The following is a 416-nucleotide window of genomic DNA, read 5'->3' as shown; positions in this document are numbered from 1 at the left end:
ACACAGACAACGACTGCCGTCTATCACATCTGCATGGTTTAGCCTCTTCCGCTTTCGCTCGCCACTACTCACGGAATCACATGTTGTTTTCTCTTCCTGTGGGTACTGAGATGTTTCACTTCCCCACGTTCCCTCCACACACCCTATATATTCAGGCGCGGGTAACACGACATCACTCGTGCTGGGTTTCCCCATTCGGAAATCCTCGGATCTCAGCTCGTTTGACAGCTCCCCGAGGCTTATCGCAGCCTACTACGTCCTTCATCGGCTCCTGGTGCCAAGGCATCCACCGTACGCTCTTACACACTTACTAACAAAGATGCTCGCGTCCACTGTGCAGTTCTCAAACAACACACCCACCCGGATGGGATATCAGGACTTACCGGCACAGCCAGCAGTTTCTCAGAAGATCCGAG

At 52.9% G+C, this 416-nt stretch carries 1 rRNA gene; it reads right to left on the bottom strand.

The window, feature by feature from the left end:
* Window positions 1-313 (bottom strand): 23S ribosomal RNA (locus ON33_RS08160); the annotation flags it as partial.
* Window positions 314-416 lie beyond the last annotated feature (103 nt).

The sequence above is a fragment of the Nocardia niigatensis NBRC 100131 genome, from assembly GCF_000308655.1.
Classification (GTDB): domain Bacteria; phylum Actinomycetota; class Actinomycetes; order Mycobacteriales; family Mycobacteriaceae; genus Nocardia; species Nocardia niigatensis.
The sequence above is the reverse complement of the archived record's forward strand: the minus strand, read 5'-3'. Positions and strand labels throughout refer to the sequence as shown.